Annotated in this window: 16 protein-coding genes; 7 read left to right on the top strand and 9 right to left on the bottom strand. The window is 62.8% G+C overall.

Annotated elements, in window-relative coordinates; translation table 11 throughout:
• Window positions 1–9: 9 nt before the first annotated feature.
• On the bottom strand, window positions 10–462 hold the full coding sequence (locus EN861_RS27650) for a hypothetical protein (protein ID WP_135866819.1): 453 nt from the start codon (window positions 460–462) through the stop codon (window positions 10–12).
• A gap of 68 nt (window positions 463–530) precedes the next feature.
• Window positions 531–1,013, bottom strand: a complete 483-nt coding sequence (locus EN861_RS27645) for an Hsp20 family protein (protein WP_127277412.1) — start codon at window positions 1,011–1,013, stop codon at window positions 531–533.
• 322 nt (window positions 1,014–1,335) lie between these two features.
• Between EN861_RS27645 and EN861_RS27640 the strand changes: the two genes are divergently transcribed.
• Window positions 1,336–1,767 carry a cupin domain-containing protein gene (locus EN861_RS27640; protein WP_135866816.1) on the top strand — a complete coding sequence of 144 codons (432 nt, stop codon included), beginning with the start codon at window positions 1,336–1,338 and terminating at the stop codon, window positions 1,765–1,767.
• A 75-nt stretch (window positions 1,768–1,842) separates the two neighbouring features.
• On the opposite strand, the gene EN861_RS27635 is transcribed toward EN861_RS27640, so the two are convergent.
• Window positions 1,843–2,298, bottom strand: coding sequence for a carboxymuconolactone decarboxylase family protein (locus EN861_RS27635; protein WP_135866814.1), 456 nt, complete (start codon window positions 2,296–2,298; stop codon window positions 1,843–1,845).
• A gap of 105 nt (window positions 2,299–2,403) precedes the next feature.
• Window positions 2,404–2,832: an SRPBCC domain-containing protein gene (locus tag EN861_RS27630; RefSeq protein ID WP_127279182.1), complete on the bottom strand. Its 429-nt coding sequence runs from the start codon at window positions 2,830–2,832 to the stop codon at window positions 2,404–2,406.
• Window positions 2,833–3,033: 201 nt separating this feature from the next.
• Between EN861_RS27630 and EN861_RS27625 the strand changes: the two genes are divergently transcribed.
• Both EN861_RS27625 and EN861_RS27620 read left to right on the top strand, forming a co-directional pair.
• The gene (locus EN861_RS27625) at window positions 3,034–3,792 is read left to right on the top strand and encodes a copper homeostasis protein CutC (protein WP_189521750.1); all 759 of its coding nucleotides are present in this window, start codon (window positions 3,034–3,036) and stop codon (window positions 3,790–3,792) included.
• Complete coding sequence (locus EN861_RS27620) at window positions 3,789–4,277, top strand: GNAT family N-acetyltransferase (RefSeq protein WP_135866812.1); 489 nt, start codon at window positions 3,789–3,791, stop codon at window positions 4,275–4,277. Before EN861_RS27625 ends, EN861_RS27620 begins: the two co-directional genes overlap by 4 nt.
• 31 nt (window positions 4,278–4,308) lie before the next feature.
• On the opposite strand, the gene EN861_RS27615 is transcribed toward EN861_RS27620, so the two are convergent.
• The 4 genes from EN861_RS27615 to EN861_RS27600 all read right to left on the bottom strand — a co-directional run bounded on the left by EN861_RS27615 (window position 4,309) and on the right by EN861_RS27600 (window position 9,486).
• Complete coding sequence (locus tag EN861_RS27615; protein WP_135866810.1) at window positions 4,309–5,334, bottom strand: acyltransferase; 1,026 nt, start codon at window positions 5,332–5,334, stop codon at window positions 4,309–4,311.
• A 262-nt stretch (window positions 5,335–5,596) separates the two neighbouring features.
• On the bottom strand, window positions 5,597–6,394 hold the full coding sequence (locus EN861_RS27610; protein WP_135866808.1) for a xanthine dehydrogenase family protein subunit M: 798 nt from the start codon (window positions 6,392–6,394) through the stop codon (window positions 5,597–5,599).
• A gap of 130 nt (window positions 6,395–6,524) precedes the next feature.
• Complete coding sequence (locus EN861_RS27605) at window positions 6,525–8,873, bottom strand: xanthine dehydrogenase family protein molybdopterin-binding subunit (RefSeq protein WP_135866806.1); 2,349 nt, start codon at window positions 8,871–8,873, stop codon at window positions 6,525–6,527.
• 109 nt (window positions 8,874–8,982) lie between these two features.
• Entirely contained in the window at window positions 8,983–9,486 is a 504-nt protein-coding gene (locus EN861_RS27600; RefSeq protein WP_135866804.1) for a (2Fe-2S)-binding protein, read from the bottom strand.
• 62 nt (window positions 9,487–9,548) lie between these two features.
• Between EN861_RS27600 and EN861_RS27595 the strand changes: the two genes are divergently transcribed.
• Genes EN861_RS27595 through EN861_RS27585 form a run of 3 tightly spaced genes read left to right on the top strand, consistent with a single transcriptional unit; the run spans window position 9,549 to window position 12,288 of the window.
• On the top strand, window positions 9,549–9,767 hold the full coding sequence (locus EN861_RS27595; RefSeq protein WP_135866801.1) for a hypothetical protein: 219 nt from the start codon (window positions 9,549–9,551) through the stop codon (window positions 9,765–9,767).
• A 29-nt stretch (window positions 9,768–9,796) separates the two neighbouring features.
• Complete coding sequence (locus EN861_RS27590) at window positions 9,797–10,933, top strand: FIST signal transduction protein (protein ID WP_135866799.1); 1,137 nt, start codon at window positions 9,797–9,799, stop codon at window positions 10,931–10,933.
• A 14-nt stretch (window positions 10,934–10,947) separates the two neighbouring features.
• Window positions 10,948–12,288: a hybrid sensor histidine kinase/response regulator gene (locus EN861_RS27585; protein WP_135866797.1), complete on the top strand. Its 1,341-nt coding sequence runs from the start codon at window positions 10,948–10,950 to the stop codon at window positions 12,286–12,288.
• A 15-nt stretch (window positions 12,289–12,303) separates the two neighbouring features.
• Here the strand turns inward: EN861_RS27585 and EN861_RS27580 are convergent, their stop codons facing one another.
• Window positions 12,304–12,987, bottom strand: a complete 684-nt coding sequence (locus EN861_RS27580) for a response regulator transcription factor (protein ID WP_127872682.1) — start codon at window positions 12,985–12,987, stop codon at window positions 12,304–12,306.
• Window positions 12,988–13,208: 221 nt separating this feature from the next.
• On the opposite strand from EN861_RS27580, the gene EN861_RS27575 reads away from it, so the two are divergent.
• The gene (locus EN861_RS27575) at window positions 13,209–13,907 is read left to right on the top strand and encodes a fumarylacetoacetate hydrolase family protein (protein ID WP_135866795.1); all 699 of its coding nucleotides are present in this window, start codon (window positions 13,209–13,211) and stop codon (window positions 13,905–13,907) included.
• The last annotated feature ends 9 nt before the right edge of the window (window positions 13,908–13,916 follow it).

Genomic DNA, 13,916 nt, shown 5'->3' with positions numbered 1-13,916 from the left:
TTCAGCTTTTCACGCAACGGCATGCTCAGGCTCCGCGAACATGCCGCCATCTCCACATCTGGGCGGGACACCGGCATAGGCCGGAACCGGCGGCGGATCATCGTCATCGTCATCCCGCCAGGGGTATCGCAGCCAGCTACGCCTCGTTTTGTTTCGACGCCGGCCTGAAGACGGACTGCGGTCAAACGGTGCCCTGGCCGGCGGCTTGCGGCCAATCTCGTCCAGGGTGTGGAGCGCAAGAAGAATCTCGCTGACTTGCGCAATGGCACCGCTGTCCAATTGGCGTAGGGTGGGATTGTCGGGAACCGCATTGGCGTCTGAAGCCCAGAAGGCGAGCAAAGCCCGCTTCTCGCCGACCGTCATGTCCTCGTTCAGGACGTCTTCGGGCGTACGCAAGGCAGCGAATTCCGCTGCGTGATCTGTCAGTCTGGATTCATGAAAACAGTCAGATTCGTATCTCATCTCCATTCTCCGCGATCTGTGCCTCCCGGCCAGGCCGGGAGGCGGACCACAGACTGAGGTTGCCAGTATCAGGCGACCTTGCGTTGCAGCTCTGCATCCATGGACTGCTTGCTGCCGCTCTCCTGAAGCGGAACCGCTCTGGCTTCGGAGCGGATCTCGATGCGCCGAGGCTTGAGTTCCTCGGGCACTTCGCGGACCAAGTCCACCGACAGCAGGCCATTATGGATATTGGCCGCCTTGACCTTGACGTGGTCTGCAAGTTTGAACACCTGCTTGAAGTTGCCTATCGCCAGGCCGCGGTGGAGGATTTCCAGATTTTGCTGATCAGGCTTCCTCTGTCCGATTACGGACAATTCAGGGCCGTTCTGCACAAGGTCCACTTCGTCAGGACCGAAGCCGGCGACGGCCATGGTGATGCGATAGTCGTTGTCGCCATTCTTCTCGATGTTGTAGGGAGGCCAGTCGGAGCGGACGCTGTTTTCGAGCATGTCGAACAGCCGGTCGAAGCCGACGGTGGTGCGGTAAAGAGGGGAATAATCAAAGCTTCTCATAGCCATATCCTCCGTGAAGCAACATGGTTTACGGGTCGCCGCAGCGCTGCTGCGGCGCGGTATGTCGAGCCGAAGCCTCGACGGAAAACGATCTGGGAATCACGGTTTTTTTGTTCAAGAGGTCGCCCAAAAAAATTTTCGGAGCGGCACCACGGCCATTCAAGATCGGGCATGCGCCAGACTTTTGCGGTGAAAGCATTCGGGTTGGAAGCGGGTGAGGAATATGGCTCGGCAAGTGCGCGCCAGGTTCCGCCTCTGGTCACGAGCGGCCTTGCACGCTGCCGCCGCCGCGCGATAGATGCGTCGGTCAAGGGAGGACATCATGCGGAAAATCCTGGCAACAGCATTGCTGCTCACGGCAGCATCGTTCGCGACCGGCGCTCATGCATTGGACAGCGGCGGAACCCCGGTCGTGGTGACGCCGCTCGCATCACGCACCACCACGGCATCCGGCCAGCCGATCACGCTGCCGCAGAAGAACGTGCAGGTGCTGGTCTCGACCTATGACATCGCGCCCGGCGCGACCTTGCCGGTCCATCGCCATCCCTTCCCGCGCTACGCCTATGTCCAGGCTGGAACGCTGAAGGTCACCAATGTCGAGACCGGCAACAGCAACACCTACAAGACCGGCGATTTCATCGTCGAAATGATCGGGCAGTGGCACCAGGCCACCAACATTGGCGATGGGCCGGTCAAGCTCCTGGTGATCGATCAGGTCGAGGAAGGCGCCAAGAATACGGAATTGCGCCAGTAGCCGCCAGGCTGCAGGTGCCCCGAGGGCGGGAAGGCAATGCGCCGCCCGCCCCTCGCCTCGCGGCAGCCCCAGCGCTTAGCCCCAGGCGCCAACCGGCTGCCGGGTCGCTGCGTTCAGCCTGTTGAAGGCGTTGATCAGCGCGATCTGGATGACCAGCGCGGCAAGGGCCTTTTCATCATAATGGCGGGCCGCTTCGTCCCAGACATCGTCCGGCACCGCGTCCGACCGGTCGGCCAGTCTGGTGCCGGCTTCGGCCAGCGCCAATGCCGCGCGTTCGGCGTCAGTGAAATACGGCGTCTCGCGCCATGCCGCCAGCGCAAAGATGCGCTCGTCCTTTTCTCCGGCCTTCTTCAGTTCGCGCGCATGCATGTCGACGCACACGCTGCAGTTGTTGATCTGGCTGGCGCGCAGATGAACGAGCTTGCGCGTCACATAGGGCACGTCGGCCGCCTCGGTCGACTTGTCCAGCGCCAGCAGCGCCTGCACCGAACCGGGGATGAGCATCACCGGGTTCTTGATCCTTGCTTGCATGGTCGTTCTCCTTTTGAATTGTTTCTCTGGGCGTGTTTTCCCGGCCCGGACGACTCGCATCCAGGGTTTCGAACTTGATGAAAACTGTTGGCTGCCCGCCGCGTATCAGGCCTGTTTTGCGGTAACCTGTTCGAGCCGTTCGAGAATGCGCGGCCAGCCACTTCCCATGCCGATATAGCCACGCTCGTCGGCCGGCCGGAATCCCGACTGCTCCATTCGCACCCGGGTCGCCACACCCTCGGGCGTCAGTGACCATGTCACCACGGTTTTCAACCCACTGTCCGATTCCGTCCCATCGCCCCAACTGTAGGCCAGCAGCCGCGGCACCTCGACTTTCAGCACCACGCAGTTCGTCACGCCAGACCATCCGGGAACTGGCGTCGCGCGGAATGTGAAGCGATGCCCTTCTTGCGCCGCGAAGTCATTCTGCATGAGCCATTCGCCGACGAGTGCTGGCACGGTCAGTGCGCGCCATATCTTTTCCGCCGAATATGGGATCAGCCTTTCGACGACGATCGATTTGGTTTCCGTCATGCCTTGCTCCTCTCGTTGTTGTCGTCGCGCCACCACGCGCAATCAATAACCTGCCAGCTATACATTACTCATAACCATGCAGTTATGCAACAGTCAAGAATGGAATCTGCCATCTGGTCCAAATGGCGGCGTAGGTTCACGCTTTCGCGTCTGCCGTCGTGGTGCTAGGGCTCTCCACAACATGATGAACTGGATCGCCCCTTGACCACGCAAACTCGCCCGCCGCTGATCGAAATCTGTGTCGAAGGCATCGATGGCCTGCTCGCCGCGCAGGCCGCCGGCGCCGACCGGGTCGAACTCTGCGCCAGCCTGGTCGAGGGCGGCATTACGCCCAGCCTCGGCACGGTGCGCGCAGCGCTCGACCAGGCGACCGTGCCGTTCCACGTCATGGTGCGGCCGCGCGGCGGCGATTTTCTCTACAGCGAGACCGAATACCGATCGATGCTCGCCGATGTCGCCGCGCTCAGCGAACTCGGCGTGCCCGGCGTGGTGTTCGGCTGCCTGAACGCCGACGGCACCATCGACGAGAAGCGCATGGGCGAATTGACCGAGGCCGCAGGCGCCTTGAACGTCACCTGCCACCGCGCCTTCGACATGACGCGCGATCCGGCCGAGGCGCTGGAAGCGCTGATCCGCTGCAAGGTTGGCCGTGTGCTGACCAGCGGCCAGCGCGACACCGCGATCGAGGGCTTGCCACTGCTGGCGGATCTGGTGCGTCAGGCCGACGGGCGCATCATCATCCTCGGCTGTGGCGGGCTCGATCTCGGCAACATCGCCGAGGTGCGCGCAAGGACCGGCCTGGCCGAAATGCACTTCGCCGCCCTCAAGGACGTGCCGAGCGCCATGCGCTACCGCAATCCCAAGGTCGGCATGGGCGGCTCCGATCTCGACCGCGAGTATCGCAACACACTGACCGATACACCGCTGGTGGCGGCGACGATCACGGCGGCCAAGGCATGACCCCTCCGATAGACTGCATAGCGCAGGACGACGAAGCCGCCATTCTGGCGCTCAACAACGAGCACGCCGCCGAATTGTCGTGGCTCGAAGCCGAACGGCTGTCCTTCCTGCTCGGCGAGGCATTTTATGCGCGCCGCATCGGTGATCTCGAAGCCTTCATCATGACCTTCGACCAGGATGCGAACTACGACAGCCCGAACTTCGTCTGGTTCCGCGAGCGCTACGAACACTTCATCTATGTCGACCGCGTCGTCGTGGCGGCGCATGCAAGAGGCCGCGGCCATGCTCGCCTGCTCTATCGGGACCTGTTCGACCATGCGCAGAGCGCCGGCCACACGCTGGTCACCTGCGAGGTCAACACCGACCCGCCCAACCCCGCCTCGGACGCCTTCCACGCCGCCCTCGGCTTCGCCGAAGTCGGCGACGCGGTGATCCACGGCGGCAAGAAAGCGGTGCGTTATTACGTCAGGCGGATCGCCGCCTGATCCGGTGGCGCTCGCCATCGGCGGCGCTCACTCACCAATTGCGGTTGAGCCATTCACGCGCCGGGCGCTCGATGAGGTAGTAGCTGCAGAGCGCGCAGGCAAAGACGCCGGCCAGCATCGGCCATGGGTTGGTGCCCTGATCGTAGACGAATTTGTAGAAGGGCTGCTGCCACAGATAGAGCGAATACGACCACAGGCCCAGTGTCGTCATCGGCAAGGATGACAGCCATCCCGACAAGAACCTCGTGCTGAAATCCAGCGCGTTGACGGCAATCGCCAGCAACGGCACCGCGACCAGGTAGTGGATCGGTGTCGGCACGGCGTCCATGAACAGGAAGACCGCGCCGGCAGCCGCCGCAACGGCGACATAGGGTCCCTTCAGCAAGGACGGGAGCTTGCCGTCGGCCTTGAGCAGGCAGATCGCGGCCGACAGCAGGATCGAGGCGATGTGCACGTCGGTGCGCCAGTATGTGGTTTCATAGTCCATGTGCAGGAACCAGTAGGAAGCCGCGCCATTAGCCATGGCCAGCGCAGCCAGGACCAGCAGCAGCGGCACGACACGGCTTCGGCTGGCAACGATTGCGCTGATCGCCGCCAGGATAATGTAGGCATGCTCTTCAATGCAGAGCGACCAGATGTGGTCGAGCGCGCCGGCCCGGTTCAGGAGAATTCCGGCATAGTTGTAGGTGAATGTCAGGGCCGTCACGGCCGCCTTCCATTTGAAGCCGATGAACGTGCCGGAGAGCGCGACCATGGCGAGGACGACAAAGACCAGAAGCGCCGGATAGATGCGCGAGAAGCGGCGTTTGAAGAATTTCTTCAGTGGATAGCGTTCGATGAACAGGATTTCGGCCATCAGCCGGCCGCTGAGCACGAAAAAGAATTCGACACCCAGCACGCCCAGATTGATGCCGGGAACGGGGAAAAAATGCCCGATCAGCACCAGGGCGATCGACAGGCCGCGCCAGCCATCGAGATAGGCCAGCCTTGTCCTGGCCGCCGATCGGTCGGCGATCGCTCGGGACGGAACCAAATGGGTCGCGGAAATTTCGGACATGCCGATCCCTTCGCATTGGCATGCGAAAGGGCACGGCGGTAAGGATTCCGAACCCGGCTCGCATTCCCGCCCCAACCCATACTGCAGTGCAATATGAATTTGTGCAAGTGCGAGATTGTCGCCAATGCGATTCCCAAGCAAGCATGGGCCGCAATTGCTTCAAGCAGAGGATGGGACGCGGCGCCGGGGGCTAGGCAGCTACACGCGCCAGGAAAGAAAGAGGGGCCGCTACAGCCCCTTTTTGTCCGCAATCGATCTTGCGTCAGGCGTTGGCTGCCGCCACCGCGCGCTTGGCCATGACCGCGATCAGATTGGCGCGGTAGTCTGATGAAGCGTGGATGTCGCTCATCAAGTTCTTCGCCGGCACTTTCACGCCATTGAGCGAAGCGGCATCGAAGCTCTTGGCGAGTGCCGCCTCGATCTCCTTCGAGCGGAAGACGCCGTCGTCGCCGGCGCCGGTGACGGCAACCCGGACGCCATCCTTGCCCTTGGCCACGAACACGCCGACGATCGCGTAGCGCGAGGCCGGGTTGCGGAATTTTTCGTACGCGGCCTTTGCCGGAGCGGTGAAGGAGACCGCCGTGACGATCTCGCCATCCTTCAAGGCGGTTTCGAACAACCCCTTGAAGAACTTGTCGGCTGATATCTCGCGCTTGTTGGTGATGATGGTGGCGCCCAGCGCCAGCAGCGCCGCCGGATAGTCCGCCGCCGGGTCATTGTTGGCGATCGAGCCGCCGATCGTGCCCTTGTGGCGAACCGCCGGGTCGCCGATCAGCGACGCCAAATGGGCAAGCGCCGGGCAGGCCTTGCGCAGCTTCTCGTCATTGGCGACATCGAAATGCGTGGTGGTAGCGCCGATCGTGACCGTCTTGCCGGACACCTTGACGCCCTGCAACTCCTTGATGCGTGACAGGTCGACCAGATCGGAAGGGGCCGCCAGCCGCGTCTTCATGGCAGGGATCAAGGTCATGCCGCCCGACAGCAGCTTGGCGTCCCCATTCTTCACGAGCTTGGCGGCTTCAGTGACCGAGGTGGCACGGTGATAGTTGACTGCGTACATCTGTCTTTCTCCCCTTCGGGAAGGAGCGAGCAGGGAGTAGCGAGTAGCGAATAGAATCTGTCCATCCGCACCGCTGTTCGTTCCCTATTCGCTACTCCCTATTCGCTATTCGCTACTTCCTATTCGCTCTTCAATGCTTCGCGGCGCGGATCGCGGCCCACACGGTCGACGGCGTGGCCGGCATGGCGATGTCGGCGATGCCGATGGCATCGGTGATGGCATTGATCACCGCCGGCGGCGAGCCAATGGCGCCGGCCTCGCCGCAGCCCTTGATGCCGAGCGGGTTGCTCGGACATGGCGTGTTCGACGTCGAGACCTTGAACGACGGCAGGTCGCCGGCACGCGGCATGGTGTAATCCATGTAGCTTGCCGTCAGCAGCTGGCCGCTGGCGTCGTAGTGAGCGCCCTCCAGCAGCGCCTGCCCCACGCCCTGGGCGATACCGCCATGCACCTGGCCCTCGACGATCATCGGATTGATGATGTTGCCGAAATCGTCCGCCGCCACGAACTGGACGATCTCCGTCGTTCCGGTTTCCGGATCGATCTCGACCTCGCAGATGTAGCAGCCCGCCGGGAAGGTGAAGTTCGCCGGATCGTAGAACGCCGTTTCCTTCAGTCCTGGCTCCATGCCGGCGGGCAGATTATGCGCGGTATAGGCAGCCAAGGCCACCTGGAACCACGGCAGGCTCTTGTCGGTCCCGGCCACCTTGACCTCGCCATTCTCGATGACGATATCGCCCTCGTCGGCTTCGAGCAGATGGGCCGCGATCTTCTTGGCCTTGGCCTCCACCTTGTCGAGCGCCTTGGCAATTGCCGACATGCCGACCGCGCCCGAACGCGAACCGTAGGTGCCCATGCCCATCTGCACCTTGTCGGTGTCGCCATGGACGATCGAAACCGAGTCGATCGGCACCCCAAAGCGCTGATTGACCAGTTGCGCGAATGTCGTCTCATGGCCCTGGCCATGACTGTGCGAGCCCGTCAGCACCTCGATCGTGCCGACGGCGTTCACACGCACTTCAGCCGATTCCCACAGGCCGACACCGGCGCCAAGCGAGCCGACCGCCGCCGACGGCGCGATGCCGCAGGCCTCGATATAGCAGCTCATGCCAATGCCGCGCAGCTTGCCCTTCCCAGCCGCATCCGCCTTGCGCGCGGCAAAGCCGGCATAGTCGGCGGTCTTCATCGCCGCGTCGAGCGAGGTCGCATAGTCGCCGGCGTCGTAGTTCATGATCACCGGTGTCTGGTGCGGAAACGTCGTGATGAAGTTCTTGCGCCTGAGGTCCGCGGGAGACACGCCGAGTTCGCGTGCCGCGGCCTCCATGGTGCGTTCCAGCAGATAGGTGGCTTCCGGCCGCCCTGCCCCGCGATAGGCATCGACGGGTGCCGTGTTGGTGTAGACGGTGCGCACATTGGCGTGGATGGCCGGGATGTCATACTGGCCCGACAAGAGCGTGGCGTAGAGATAGGTCGGCACGCAGGACGAGAACAGCGACATGTAGGCGCCGAGATTGGCGATCGTATCGACCTTCAGCCCGGTGATCCTGTTGTTCTTGTCGAAAGCCATCTCCACCGTCGAGACGTGGTCGCGGCCATGGGCGTCGGTGAGGAAGCTCTCCGTGCGATCGGCGACCCATTTGACTGGCACGCCGGTCTTCTTCGAGGCCCACAGGCAGACGATCTCTTCCGGGTAGATATAGATCTTGGAGCCGAAGCCGCCGCCGACGTCCGGCGCGATCACCCGCAGCTTGTTTTCGGGCGCGACATTGTAGAAAGCACTCATCACCAGTCGCGCGACATGCGGGTTCTGCGATGTCGTCCAGCAGGTGTAATGATCCTCGGCCTTGTCGTAATGGCCAAGTGCGGCGCGTGGCTCCATGGCGTTGGGCACCAGCCGGTTGTTGACGATCTTCATGCGGGTGACGTGCGCTGCCGCCTTGATGGCGGCATCGGTCGCCTTGCCGTCGCCGATCTCCCAGTCGAAGATCAGGTTGTTCTCGGCTTCGGCATGAACCTGGGGCGCGCCCTTTTCGAGTGCCGTTGTGGCATCGACGACCGCCTTAAGTTCCTTGTAGGTGATTTCGACCGCCTCGGCGGCATCGCGTGCCTGGCCCTTGGTCTCGGCCACGACGATGACGACGGCATCGCCGACATAACGGACTTTGTCGACGGCCAGCGGCGACCAAGCGCCCATCTTCATCGGCGAACCGTCCTTGGAATGGATCATCCAGCCGCAGATGAGGTTGCCGATACCGTCGGCCTTGAGTTCCTTGCCGGTCAGGACGCCGATGACGCCCGGCATGCCCTGAGCCGTTCTCACGTCAATCTTCTTGATCTGCGCATGGGCGTGCGGGCTGCGCACGAAGGCCGCATGCTTCATGCCGGGCACCACCATGTCGTCGACATAGCGGCCGGCGCCGGTGATGAACCTTTTGTCTTCCTTGCGCGCGACCCGAGCGCCAACGCCTTCGATGCCCATGGAAATTCCTCCCGAATTTAGGGGATAGGCAGTAGGGGTTAGGCAGTAGTGGAAGGGCTCGTGGTCATATCGATGTTTGCCCTACTCACTATTGCCTATTGCCTATTGCCTAAGCTGCCTGTTTCGCCTTGCCCTTCGCGGCGCTCTTCGACATCGTCTTCGATGCGGCCAGGATCGCCTTCACGATGTTGTGGTAGCCGGTGCAGCGGCAGATGTTGCCTTCGAGTTCCGCCCGCACCGTTGCCTCGTCGAGGCCTTCGGGATGGCGGTTGATCATGTCGGTTGCAGCCATGATCATGCCTGGCGTGCAAAAGCCGCATTGCAGGCCGTGATATTCCTTGAAGGCCGCCTGGACGGGATGCAGGTCGGCGCCGTTGGCGAGACCTTCGATCGTGACCACTGTCGACCCGGACGCCTGGACCGCGAGCATCGTGCAGGACTTGACCGCCTTGCCGTCGACATGGACGACGCAGGATCCGCACTGCGAGGTGTCGCAACCGACATGGGTGCCGGTCAGGCCGAGATTCTCCCGCAGGAAATGGACGAGCAGTGTTCGATCCTCGACGACACCACCAACCCGCTTGCCGTTCACCATCAACGAAACGTCCGACATAGCCCCTCCCTGGGTGTCAACCTTGGTCATCACGCTGCCGACGAGCCGTTGGCACTTCGGCCATGCGTTATTCGTACACCGCACAATGCACAAAAAACAGCACGACGGAAAAGGCGGATCATTGTACTTTCGATCATGGCCAGGGCACCGAAGCGCATTCCTGTGGCCCCATTGCCAAAACGCCTCGTGGCGGCAACAATGCCTTCGACGCCGCGCACAAGAAGCACTCGAAAAGCCGCGCACAAGAAGGCGTCGGAGGAAATGCGGGAGAACGCCGCTGACAGGTTCACGGACGCGCTATGCATGCGGCTTGTCGGCGCTGACCACGGACGAGCCCGACCCGGATGATTTCGCACGCGCGGTAGCCGCCGAGGCCGCCGCCATCGATGCCGGCTTCGCCCTCGTGTTCTTTTCCCAGAGCCTTGTCGAGGCCGGGGCCCTGTCGCGGGCACTCTCGGTCCACGCGCCGGGGCTCCACCACGCCGGTTGTTCGACCGCCGGCGAGATTACGCCGCAGGGGCTCGAGGAAGGCCATATGCTGGCGATGCTGCTGCCCTCGGCATCCTTCACGGCGGTCAGCACCATGGTCGACAATTTGTCGACTTCGGGCATGGACAGGATCACCGAAGAGGTCGAGGCCCTGCGGCGCACGCTGCGCGCCCGGCTCGGCGGCGAGCAGACCAGGAACACCTTCGCGCTCTGCTTCATCGATGGGCTGTCCTATGCCGAGGAAGCGGTGAGTTCGGCCATCCACTGGGGTCTTGACGACATACCGCTGCTCGGCGGCTCGGCCGGCGACGATTTGAAATTCGAGACGACGCGTCTGATCTCGAACGGCAGGGTCGCTTCGGACAGCGCCATCATCGTGCTGGTCGCCACGGAAATTCCGTTCCACGTCTTCAAGACCGACAACTTCGTTCCCACCGACGAAAAGCTGGTGGTGACCGCGTCCGATCCGGATCACCGCATCGTGCGGGAGTTCAACGCCACCAATGCGGCGGAGGAGTATGCCGCTTCGGTCGGCATCCTGCCGCAGACCCTGACACCGCTGAGCTTCGCCTCGCATCCCGTGGTGGTGAAGGTGGGCGGCGAATATTACTGCCGCTCGATCCAGAGGATGCACGCGGATGGCTCGCTGTCGTTCTTCTGCGCCATCGACGACGGTGTGGTGCTGTCGATCGCCCAGCCCAAGGACATGGTCGAATCGACACGAGCGGCATTGCGCGAGGTCGAGCAAAGGCTGGGCGGCATCGATATGATCCTTGGCTTCGACTGCGTGCTGCGCCGGCTGGACGCACGCAACCGGCAGGTCTTTCGCGATATTTCGGAGCTCTACCGGGTCAACAATGTCGTCGGCTTCGGCACCTATGGCGAACAGTACCGGTCGATGCACTTGAACCAGACTTTCACCGGCATCGCTTTCGGTGACCGGCAAGCGGCTGAATAGGGCGGCGCAACAAAATGCCGCTCAGGGACATCAACGATCTCGACAGGCTGAAGAGGATCAACGCCGCCCTGGTCAGCCGCGTCGAGCGCTCGATGGACCAGCAAGGCAACGCCTTTTCGCTGTTCCAGACCGCGATCTCGCTGGAAAACCGGGTGCGTACGCGCACCGAGGAACTGCATTCGACCTTGCGCAGGCTGGAGCAGTCGAACATCGACCTCAGCGCCGCCAAGGAAAACGCCGAACTGGCGAACCTGTCCAAGACGAGATTTCTCGCCGCCGCCAGCCACGACGTGCTGCAGCCGCTGAACGCCGCCCACCTCTCCGTCTCGGCGCTTGCCGAGGTGCAGACCAGCGAGGAGGGAAAAAAGCTGGTGCGGCAGGTCGAGCGCTCGCTGGAAACCATGGAAGACCTGCTGCGCACCTTGCTCGACATTTCCAAGCTCGACGCGGGCGTGGTCCAGCCCGACATTGGCGACGTCAGCCTGGAAGCGTTGTTCTCGTCGCTGCGTTCGGATTTCGAGCCTGTGGCGCAGTTGAAGGGGCTGTCGCTGAAATTCCGACCGGTCAATGCGGTTGCTCGCTCGGACAGGACGCTGCTGCGCCGTATCCTGCAGAACATTCTCTCCAACGCGCTGGGTTATACACGCTCGGGCGGCGTCCTTGTCGGCACACGCCATCGCGGCGACACCATCCGCATCGATGTCGCCGACACCGGCTGCGGCATTCCGGAGGATCAGCGCGAAGCGGTGTTCGAGGAATTTCATCGCGGCACCTCGCCGGCCAGTGCCGAGATCGACGGCGGTGGTCTTGGGCTCGGGCTGGCCATCGTTCGCCGCATGGCCGGCGCGCTCGGCCACCCCGTGACGTTTTCCTCCAGGGTCGGCCGCGGCACCATCTTCCACATCGATGTCCCCGTCGGCATCGGCGCCCCCGCCGACGCCATCGCCAGTGCCGCCAGCCTGGAGCGGCCGCGCGGCTACGGCCTGTTCGGCACCAAGGTGCTGCTGGTCGAAAACGATGCCGAGGTGCTGGAAGCCATGACCTTCCTGCTTGAGCGCTGGCAGTGCCTGGTACGCGCCGCGACCTCGACCGACGATGCGCTTGACCTGCTTGGCGATACCGACTGGGTGCCTGATATCGTCATCGCCGACCAGCATCTCGACGGCGGCGATCTCGGCACCGCGACAATATCGGAGGTCCGCGACTATCTCAGCCGCGCCGTGCCGGCGTTGATCGTCACCGCCGACAGTTCGGAAGCTGTCGCCAAGGCCGCCCGCGCCGGCGGCATCGAGTTGATGCGCAAGCCAGTGAAGCCCGCGCAACTGCGCGCGCTGCTGGCGCATTTGCTGGCTTAGGGGACAGTTAATGGCTCAAAATCCGGCCTGATCCCGAAACAGCTCCGCATTGTCCAGCTTCGACACCTCGATCACCGCTTGCGTGCGGCTATAGACGTTGAGCTTGCGCAATATCTCCGACACATGCGCCTTCACCGTCGTCTCGCCGACCTGCAGCTCGTAGGCGATCTGCTTGTTGAGCAGGCCCTGGCGCAGCATCTGCAGCACGCGCAATTGCTGCGGCGTCAGCTTGGAAAGCCGCTGCACCATGTCGGCGCGGTCGGTGCTGTCGGGATCCGGCGGCTGGCCTTCGTAATTCTCCGGTACATAGACGGCGCCGTCCATCACCGAGCGGATGGCGGCGGCGAGATCGCTCTTGCGCGCCGATTTCGGGATGAAGCCGGCGGCACCATAGGACAAGGCCTCTGAAATGATCCTCGGCTCCTCATGACCCGATACGATCACCACAGGCAGGCGCGGATAGCGGGTCCTGAGCTGCAGGAGCCCCTCGAAGCCGTGCACGTCGGGCATGCTGAGGTCGAGAAGCGCAAGGTCGAAAGGCTTGGCGTCGGCCAACAGATCCAGCGCCTCGGCAATCGACCGTGCCTCGACCGTATCGACCTCGGGATAAGCCATCTGCACGGCACTGTGCAGCGCCTCGCGAAACAGCGGATGGTCGTCGATGATGAGGAACCGGGCACGATCGGTAGGGGCTGTCATAGGGCTCGTTCCGGTTTACCGGGCACACCATAGTCTCCTGACTGTGGCCGGATTATTGGCAAATAGTCTATCGCCTGTTGACGGGATTCATCGCTGCAAAAAATGATGGGAAGCCTGAATTCCTTATCCAGCCGCGGCAAAGCCCGTGCTTTATGAAAAGCGACGCCTTGCCTGACCCCCGAAATCGGCCGAATGTGCCGCCATCAAACGCAGAGATCGCCATGACCGCCTTTGTCCTTCCCGTGCCGCCAACGCCTTCCGTCGCCATTGCCGGTTCCGGCGAACGCTTTGCCGTGCGGCGTATTTTCTGCGTTGGCCGCAATTACGCGGCGCATGCGCGCGAATTCGGCAATGACGAGCGTGATCCGCCCTTCTTCTTCACCAAACCGGCCGACGCGGTGGTCGATTCCGGCACTGAAATCCCCTACCCGCCGCTGACGCAAAACCTCCACTTCGAGATCGAACTGGTGGTGGCGATCGGTACATCAGGCTTTCGCATATCCCGCGACAAGGCACTGTATCATGTCTGGGGTTATGCCGTCGGCATCGACCTCACCCGCCGCGATCTCCAGGACGTCGCCAAGAAGGCTGCGCGGCCCTGGGACTGGTCGAAGGCATTCGACCGTTCCGCGCCTTGCGGCCCGCTGGTCCCGGCACAAAAAGCCGGGCACCCGGCGAAGGGGCGTATCTGGCTCGCCGTCGACGGCGCGGTGAAACAGGATGCCGACCTCGCCGAACTGATCTGGCCTGTGGCGGACATCGTCTCGACCTGCAGCGAGGCTGTCGAATTGCAACCGGGCGACCTGATCTTCACCGGCACGCCCGCCGGGGTCGGCGCGGTCAGGCCGGGCGAGACGATATCAGGCGGGGTCGAGGGCATCGGCACGATCGAAGTGACCATCGGCCAACCGCGGTCATGAGTGAAAAGT

The organism is Mesorhizobium sp. M8A.F.Ca.ET.218.01.1.1, assembly GCF_004791165.1.
Taxonomy (GTDB): Bacteria; Pseudomonadota; Alphaproteobacteria; order Rhizobiales; family Rhizobiaceae; genus Mesorhizobium.
This window is presented reverse-complemented; position numbering and strand designations above follow the sequence as displayed.

Excerpts from the sequence above, each read along its gene's own strand:
- EN861_RS27615 (WP_135866810.1), bottom strand. The coding sequence starts at position 5,334 with ATGTCCGAAATTTCCGCGACCCATTTGGTTCCGTCCCGAGCGATCGCC.
- EN861_RS27580 (WP_127872682.1), bottom strand. The coding sequence starts at position 12,987 with ATGACAGCCCCTACCGATCGTGCCCGGTTCCTCATCATCGACGACCAT.
- EN861_RS27620 (WP_135866812.1), top strand. The coding sequence starts at position 3,789 with ATGACCCCTCCGATAGACTGCATAGCGCAGGACGACGAAGCCGCCATT.
- EN861_RS27645 (WP_127277412.1), bottom strand. The coding sequence starts at position 1,013 with ATGAGAAGCTTTGATTATTCCCCTCTTTACCGCACCACCGTCGGCTTC.
- EN861_RS27635 (WP_135866814.1), bottom strand. The coding sequence starts at position 2,298 with ATGCAAGCAAGGATCAAGAACCCGGTGATGCTCATCCCCGGTTCGGTG.
- EN861_RS27600 (WP_135866804.1), bottom strand. The coding sequence starts at position 9,486 with ATGTCGGACGTTTCGTTGATGGTGAACGGCAAGCGGGTTGGTGGTGTC.
- EN861_RS27585 (WP_135866797.1), top strand. The coding sequence starts at position 10,948 with ATGCCGCTCAGGGACATCAACGATCTCGACAGGCTGAAGAGGATCAAC.
- EN861_RS27610 (WP_135866808.1), bottom strand. The coding sequence starts at position 6,394 with ATGTACGCAGTCAACTATCACCGTGCCACCTCGGTCACTGAAGCCGCC.
- EN861_RS27640 (WP_135866816.1), top strand. The coding sequence starts at position 1,336 with ATGCGGAAAATCCTGGCAACAGCATTGCTGCTCACGGCAGCATCGTTC.
- EN861_RS27595 (WP_135866801.1), top strand. The coding sequence starts at position 9,549 with ATGCGTTATTCGTACACCGCACAATGCACAAAAAACAGCACGACGGAA.
- EN861_RS27575 (WP_135866795.1), top strand. The coding sequence starts at position 13,209 with ATGACCGCCTTTGTCCTTCCCGTGCCGCCAACGCCTTCCGTCGCCATT.
- EN861_RS27605 (WP_135866806.1), bottom strand. The coding sequence starts at position 8,873 with ATGGGCATCGAAGGCGTTGGCGCTCGGGTCGCGCGCAAGGAAGACAAA.
- EN861_RS27650 (WP_135866819.1), bottom strand. The coding sequence starts at position 462 with ATGAGATACGAATCTGACTGTTTTCATGAATCCAGACTGACAGATCAC.
- EN861_RS27630 (WP_127279182.1), bottom strand. The coding sequence starts at position 2,832 with ATGACGGAAACCAAATCGATCGTCGTCGAAAGGCTGATCCCATATTCG.